We start from the raw sequence: 8,433 nt of genomic DNA, 5'->3' as shown, positions 1-8,433 counted from the left end.
CAACCTGCACCGGTTGATCGCTGTGGCAGAGCAGACGGCGGGCGGCAGTGTGGTATTTGGCTTGTCGTTGATGCCGAATCCGTTCAATGGCCGCTTGCAGATCGCGTATAGCGTCGGGCCGGATGCGCAGAAGGCCGAGCTAAAGATCTTCGATGCGGCGGGTCGATTGGTTAAGTTATTTAACCATTTATCCGCCAATCAGCATGGCGGAATTCAACCAGTTAACCAGGTCGTCTGGGATGGTTCAGACGACGTGGGCCGTTCGGTCCCCGCCGGTGTTTACTTTATCCGGCTGGCCGTAGGTCCCGTAGGGGAATCTGACGGGCAGGAAGTAATAGAAAAGGCCATACTTCTCAGGTAATCTTGTAAATCTACGCACTTTTCCTCTCCCCCTTGGATGAAAATTCAAGGGGGAGAGGACGTTCCTTTGTTCTTTAAACAAAGTGACATAGGAGAGAGCAAATTGAATGATTAAAGTAAGCGCGATGACCGTATTGCTTGTCATTCACGTAATGGCAGGAGTGATTCAAAAAACATTCACGTTCAATGAACAGGATATTGCGTTCTCAGGGCAAAATGGTTATGACATTATAACCTGGGAGCCGGGAAGCTTCGTGATTGAACCTGGAAGTCCGTTACTGCCAAAAAGATCCGTGTATTTTGTTATACCTTATAATAGTGATGTGCTGGACATAACGGTCAAAGATAAAGATGATACTGTTCTACCGGGATCGTTTAATATTCATCCCGGGCAGATGCCGGTTCCTTTTTCGGATCCTTCAAACTCAAAATTTATCGGTCCAGATGCCGCGATCTATGGAAGAGATGCTCTATATCCTGAAAATAGCCTAACGGTTTGTTCTTCAGGCATGAAGTCGGGTTTTCAAATAGCGGGGATCGACCTGTATCCGATTCGTTACAACCCCGCATCCGGGAAGGTCATTTTCACCCGTGCATTGACGGTCTCGGTTGTGTACGGGCAGTCCAGGCGGCAGCGCACTGCACGTTATATGACGCCAGCGCAGTTCGCGGTATTTTTACGGGACGTAAGCGATCTTGTAGTCAATCCTGAGGACGTCCAGCGTTTTGCTCCAGCAGTGCGGCAAGAAAGGGAGGATGACATTGAATACGTCATAATAACATCCGCTTCGCTTTCGCCCGGGTATTCATCATTGGCTGATTGGAGATCGCGCCAGGGATGGCGGACCGCTGTGATCGACATCGAATGGATCCATGAGAATTACGATGGTTATGACGACCAGGAAAGGATCAGGAATTTCTTGAAAGAATTCCACGAAACGCGGGGACTAATATGGGTCGTGCTGGGCGGCGATGCCGATATAGTGCCGGTCCGTGAAGCGTATCTGCCTTATCAAGGCGATCCGTACCTGGCCGCTGATCTGTATTATGCCGATCTTGACGGGACATGGGATGCCAATGGGAACCATCAATACGGTGAATTTTCCGGCGACAGCGTCGATCTGTTCTCTGATGTTTTCGTGGGCAGGATCCCAGCCGGGAGCGCGATCAACGTCGCGGACTTCTTTTCGAAACTCTACCAGTTCGAACGTGATCCGCCGGGCGAATATCTGCAAAAGATGCTTCTGCCTTCGGTGATGTTGTTCCCGGCGTACGATTACCACGGTCGCGTGGTCAATAACACGATCGCCGATACGACGCCCGAAGTATGGCAGGACAGCCGGCTTGAGGATCAACTCAGCACGCTCACACCAGATTCCCTGAGCTCCGGTTATCAGGTCTGCCACATCGCGGCCACCGGGGACCAGAACGGTTTTTATACTGACATTGGCAGTGACATACTGCATATAAACCAGGTTGCGTCGCTCGCCAACGGTCCGCGGTATGACCTGCTGAATTCTATCGCCGGTTATGTTGGCGATTTTGATGAATATGACTGTCTGGCGGAATCGCTTATAAACAAGTATCCCGGCGCGTGCGTGGCCGCGGTCGTGAACGTGCGAAACGGCTGGGGAACACCGCCGGTCATGGGTCCCTCTGAAAACCTGGATGTGAAATTCCTGAGTTTTTTCTTTAATCAAGATACGCTTGAGACCGGAAGATGCCTTGCACGAAGCAAGGATCATTTCAGGAATGATATACTCAGCAATGATATGTACCGTTATTGCGGTTACAGCCTGAACCTGCTCGGGGATCCGGTTCTGCCCATGTGGGAGAGCATTCCGGAAAGCCTTTCAGTAACGCATCCGGCAAACCTGCCGATGGGATCTCAGACCTTTAATGTCACGGTGACCGCCATGGGAACGCCGGTCGCCAATGCTTTGGTCGGTATCCATGGAACGTCTGCGCTCCATGCCCGGGATCTCACCGATATATCTGGACAAGCCCATTTTAGCCTGTTCTTCAATAGCCCCGGTTTCGTATATGTAACCGTGACCGGGAAGGATCGTATCCCTTACGAGGGAACGATCAGGATCCTCGCGCCGGAAGGCGCATATTTGCAGTACCTGAAAAGCTCTGTTGACGATGCCGCCGGCAACAACAATGGCGAGTTGAATCCAGGAGAGACTATCGGGATCCCGCTGTGGATAAAAAATATCGGACCGCAATCGGGCAGCGGCATTACCGGAACTCTACGGACCGCGGACCCGCTGGTCTGGATAAGCGACAGTGTAAAGTCGTTCGGCGATGTGCCGCCGGACGATTCGGCTTTCACCGGAACGGATGGCTTTGATCTTACGCTTGCCGGATCGGCCGTCAATGGCCATGCCGTGGTCTGTACCCTCATGTGCCGGGATGATATTGATTCAACCTGGTCGTCGGTATTTTCGATCCCGGTCCATGCTCCCCAGCTGGTATACTGCGAGTATGCCGTTGCGGGTGGTAACAACAACGGTATCCTGGATCCCGGCGAAACAGCGAACATGTTCGTGACATTGAAAAACGCCGGCGGTCTTGACGCATGCACGGTTTCTTCAGTGCTTAGCGATGCCAGCGGGTATATTACGGTCAGCGATTCCCTGGGCGTATTCCCTGATATCGCGGTCGATTCATCGGGAAGCAATGCGCTGGATCCCTATTTGGTCGCGGCCAGCGTGTCCACGCCTCCCGGCACTGAGATCGATCTATGCGTTCACGTGACCACGGCCGAAGGTTATTCGTCATTTATCGCGGTTCCGATCGTGATCGGTGCCGCAAGCCTGGACTTTGCCACGCATGATGCCGGCGAGAGCCGGCTGACCATGACGCGCTACGGTACACTGGGATTCATGGGGTCAGATCAAACCCAGGGTTTGGGGTTCCATTATCCTTCATCAAGCACGAATCATCTTTATTACGGATGTTTCGCGGCCGGTTCGAACGCGGCTTATTGCGTGGACCGTTATTATGAGCAGAGCCAGACTGATGATCAGGACTGGAACACCAGTACTGTTCCCGACGGCCGGATAAGGATGTTCGAGCCCGGACCCAGGGATCTTGATGAATACTGCACGGCAAGGTATGATGATTCGGGCCATCCCTTTCCCCGTGACCTGGTTTGCGAACAATATTCATGGGCATGGGGTGATGAGGCAGCGCAAGATTTCATTATTATAAAGTATGTGCTGGAAAATGAAGGCACCGCAAGCAACGACAGCTTGTACGCCGCGCTTTTTGCTGATTGGGATATCGGTAATTATATGAGCAACCAGGGTGCGATCGATACGACGCGCAATCTTACCTGCATGTGGCGGTCGTCAATATTTGTCGGCGTCGCGATCCTGGATCCTCCCCGTTCAATACCAGCGCGGAATATTTCCCTTATCGACCACGACACGTATATTTATCCTTATGGCGGTCTGCCGGACAGCTGCCAGATGCTTTTCATGGACGGCACGGTGCATATCCCAGCGTCCAACCGCGAGTACGACTGGTCGACCTGCAATTCCACCGGTCCATTCACGCTGCTGCCGGGCGGGGCGTGTATCGCGGCCTTTGCGGTTATCGGAGGACATGATCTGAACGACCTGTGCGCGCACGCGGACACCGCTTATGAACGCTACTGGACGTGGACGCGCGTTGCTGAATACGCAAAGCGAAAACCACTTGCTTCCAGCATCAAGATCGTTCCGTTGATCGCCCGACAACAACCTTTTAAACTATATTATAATTACGACACGCCGCAGCATTTATCAATAACCTTATATGATATTACCGGTCGGGCCGTTTACCTGCGTGATCAAGGAGTTGTCAGCGGTCATGGCGAACTGCTCGTTCACTGCCCGGAATTGGCTCAGGGGATCTATTTTATCAAGGTAAAAAGTGATCTCTGTGTGAACATTGAAAAGGTCATATGGATGAAATGAAATGCTTTAAAGGAGGTTGTACCATGAAAAAGTATGCCGTTTTTATGATCATGCAATTCCTGTTGGCAACCGCCGTTCTGTACGGCGCGGGCGACATGGTGGTCAGGATATATGCCACGCAGTGGCAGGACCTTCAGAGAATATCAAAAAAGCCGCTAGATATCGCAGCTGGACGGTCGGGAGAGTGGTTCGATGTCGTGGTCGACCGGGATATGATGGATAACGTGATTACATCCGGGTTGCCGTACGAAGTGACCATCCAGAGCCTGGCGCTGGAAAAGGAAAAGATGATGGGTTCGTACCTTAATTACACGCAGATCAATGATTCGCTCAGGCACCTGGCGAACAATTACCCGAGCATCTGCAGACTGGACTCCTTGTCGATCAAAACATGCGAAGGCAGATGGATCTACGGCGTGAAGATTTCGGACAACGTGAATATCGATGAATTCGAACCTAATTTTTCGCTTGACGGCTGTCATCATGCGCGCGAGTGGGGAACGCCCCAGGCCTGCTTGTTCTTTGCCGATTCAATGCTGCGCTCGTATGCCGGTATCCCAGTGATCAGCGAGATCATAAATACGACGCAGATCTATGTTTATCCCTTGATCAATGTCGACGGCTACGTGTATGACTGGAATAATTATCAGGGCGGCTGGCGCTTGAACCGCGAACCCTTCGGCGGCCAGATCGGGAACGACTGTAACCGTAATTATGGCGGCGGCTGCAACGACGAGGTTGCAGGGTATTGGGGCGCGGTCGACGAAAGCCAGGGAAGCCATTATCCGGGTGACGAAACATTTTGCGGGGCGTACGCTTTTTCCGGCGATGAGGTGCGCGCGTGGTCGAATTATATAAGGAGCCATAACATCACCACCGGATTTTCTTTACACAGCTATGGCGAACAGGTTATGTGGGCATGGGGGTACAAGGCCGCGGGTACCCCTGATGCAACGCTATATCAGCAAAAAGGCAGTTACATGGCCGGTTTGATGCAACGGCTTGGCGGCGGCACGTACACGCCCGGCCAGGCTTACGGCAATCCTTATCCAACCTGCGGGAATATCAGGGACTGGACATACGGCTACAATCATTATGTCAACGGGCTGTCGTGTCTGTTTTTCGGTTCAGAGATCGGGACATCGTTCTATCAACCCGTGGGCGACCTGGACTTTGTCTCGCGCCAGGTTTTCAAGGCGGCAAAGTACCTGGCTGGATACGCGGATTCGCTTATCCTCGTCGCTGACGGCATGGTCCCGCCGCCGTTCATTTACCCGCTGGATACAGTAGCGCAAAATTTTACGATACGCTGGCATCCGAAGAACACGTACGACAATAATCCCATCCAGTGGGAGCTCGTGGAACTCTCGAACCCGACGGTGATCATAGACAGCCTGGAGTCGGGTACAGGCAGGTGGGTTTTGCAGGGGTTTACATTATCAACAACGCAGTCTCATTCTGCCACGCACAGTTTCTGGTCGGGGAATTCAGCGGACACAAATACCGCGGTCCGGTCATTACATCCCTACCTGGTCGGATCAGGGGATTCGGTTACGTTCTGGTGTTATTATAATTTGGAGAACAATTATGATGCTGCGGTCGTGGAGGCTTCTGAGAATACCAAGGAATGGTTCAATCTCGACACCATGAGATTTACCGGGACACAGACGACCTGGACGAGGAAGGCTTTCTCACTGGCGAGCTGGGCGGGCAAATCGGTATACATTAGATTGCGCTCCATGACCGATGGTTCGGTGAACAACGGCGGGTTCTATGTAGATGACATTAAACCAAGCTGCCTGTTCGGCACGGTGAGCGTCGTCTCCTCGAGCATTACCGACACGGTGTACGCTTTCACCGCGCATCCGTCAGGCGAGTATTATTTTTACGTGCGGGGATACAATGCGGCATGGGGCTGGGGCGATTATTCGTGCTTGGAAAAACTCAATGTCGTGATCGTCGGCGTATCGGAAACCGGCAAGCCGGTTGAAGAACAACTCTCAGCATATCTGGAACTGACACCGAATCCGTCCTCGAAACGGATCACTATTCACTATGCACTAAGCACTAAGGACAAGGCTGCGCAGTTACGGATCTTTGATGCGGCAGGCAGGATGGTCAAATCCTTTAAGCTACCTACTACCTACTCCATACTACCTGCTTCTGTGGAGTGGAACGGAACCGACGACTTGGGCCGTTCGCTGCCTTCCGGCGTATATTTTGTGCGGCTTGACGCCGCCGGCGTGATATTGACAAGCCGCGTTGTGTTGATAAAATAAGACACGATTGGAACAAACATAAGAATAAAAGAGAAAAGGAGATGCTAATGATCAAGATAAAGAAATTAGTTATAATCGCAAGCGTGACCATCGTCATGGCACTTGCTGCGGCCCAGACCGATCTGGTCCGGATCGACATGGCGCATGAGGACCTGACCGCTTTGGTAAAGCAGGGACTGACCGTAGTCAGGGTTCTCGATCATTGCGCGCTGGTGCTGACAAGCAATGACGGATTATCGAAACTGTCTGCGTACAGGGTTCATGTCCTGGATAGAGATCCGGCGCAGCATGAACTCTACGTCGTGTACGATCCTGTGCATATGGTTGACCTCACCAGATACGGCGATGTCCTGACAACCGACGGTCCTGCCCATGTGGTGCGCCTGTTTCCCGGGATGCTCGAAGATCTGACCAGGCAAAGAGTCGAACTTGCGAAGATGTTCCTGAAACCGGTCGCAACGCCCAAGGGGTATTCTTTGCCATCAGTATGCGTCGATCCCATTGTCCAGCAGATCGTTGCGGATGTGAGTGCCGATACGATCCTTAGTTTCGTGCTGCGGCTGCAGAAGTTCCGCACCAGGTACTCAACTCACGATTCCTGCGACGCCGCCGCCAACTGGGTCGCGAGTAAATTCACCGCTTACGGCTGCGACACGGTCTACTTAGAATATCACACCGGCGGACATGCGCCGAACGTGATTGGAATAAAGCGCGGGGTAATATACCCTGACAGCATATACGCAGTCATTGACGGGCACCTCGATGCGACATCAGACCAGGCGCCGAACATCGCGCCCGGTGCGGACGACAATGGTAGCGGAACGGTCGCGGCGATCGAGGCGGCACGGGTGATGAAGGACTATCTGTTCGAATATACCGCGGTATATATCGCGTTCACCGGCGAGGAATTCGGGCTATACGGGAGCGAGTATTACGCAGGTCAGGCTGACGCGCGCAATGATGTGATCCTGGGCGTGCTGAACGGCGATATGATCGCGTATTCCGATTACCTGCCGGAGAGCCTTGAGGTTTTACACAACTCATCCAATTTGTCTTTCGCTAATTTCTTTATCGCATGTGCCGATACCTACACGACACTCTTGACGGACAGACATCAAGTGAGTTCGGTGCCATCCGACATACAACCGTTTTATGATCACGGGTATCCCGGTATCTGCACGATCGAAGACTACTGGCCTACTAATCCTCATTACCACATGACGAGCGACACGATCGGTGCCGGTTACAACAATAATGCTTTTTGCACTGAAGGGACAAAAGCCGAGATCGCTGCATTGTCGATCCTGATAAAGCCATATGGTTCAGGCACGATGCCGGCGATCCCAACGATCATCAAACCCCTTGATTTTGCGCGTTTGCCTACGGTACAGCCGACATTGAGCTTTATGTCGACTGACCCGAATGGCGACCAGATCCAGTACCGGGTAATGTGGGATACTGATCCCGGGTTTGCATCACCGGATAGTTCCACGACCGCGACTTACCCCAGCGGGAATACGGTGGATTTTGTGTTTCCCGCGTCGTTGCCAGATGGTTCAACCTACTGGTGGAAAGTGAAATGTGCGGATCCGGCGGGATCGGGTTTCTGGACCAACTATACTGAAGCCCGGTCATTGACGATCGGCACGAGCCTGCCTGAGAGCACCTGTTCCTGGTACCAGACGACCGGCGCGCAGTTTGGTTTCAACGCGTTCAATGGAACGCACGTGCAGGGCGATAGTGTATTATTATTGTCTGTCGGCTATGTTTTGGATACCTTACTGGAGCAGAATTTTGAAGCCAGCGGCAGCATACCGTCGGGCTGGACC

The 8,433-nt window shown here is 52.5% G+C and carries 4 protein-coding genes; all 4 read left to right on the top strand.

The window, feature by feature from the left end; genetic code table 11:
* The first annotated feature begins 22 nt into the window (after positions 1-22).
* Positions 23-361: a FlgD immunoglobulin-like domain containing protein gene (locus tag VF399_03020; protein ID HEX7319315.1), complete on the top strand. Its 339-nt coding sequence runs from the start codon at positions 23-25 to the stop codon at positions 359-361.
* Between the two features lie 106 nt (positions 362-467).
* Positions 468-4,325 (top strand): C25 family cysteine peptidase, encoded by a 3,858-nt coding sequence (locus VF399_03015; protein HEX7319314.1) that lies wholly within the window; start codon positions 468-470, stop codon positions 4,323-4,325.
* 23 nt (positions 4,326-4,348) lie between these two features.
* On the top strand, positions 4,349-6,604 hold the full coding sequence (locus tag VF399_03010; GenBank protein ID HEX7319313.1) for a M14 family zinc carboxypeptidase: 2,256 nt from the start codon (positions 4,349-4,351) through the stop codon (positions 6,602-6,604).
* A gap of 47 nt (positions 6,605-6,651) precedes the next feature.
* The coding region (locus VF399_03005) for a M28 family peptidase (GenBank protein HEX7319312.1) at positions 6,652-8,433 on the top strand (1,782 nt) is incomplete at its 3' end.

It is taken from the genome of bacterium (assembly GCA_036382775.1).
Lineage (GTDB): Bacteria > Hydrothermota > Tepidihabitantia > SM23-42 > JAOAFX01 > DASVHD01.
Note: the sequence above shows the minus strand (reverse complement) of the source record. Positions and strands in the feature narration are given on the sequence as shown.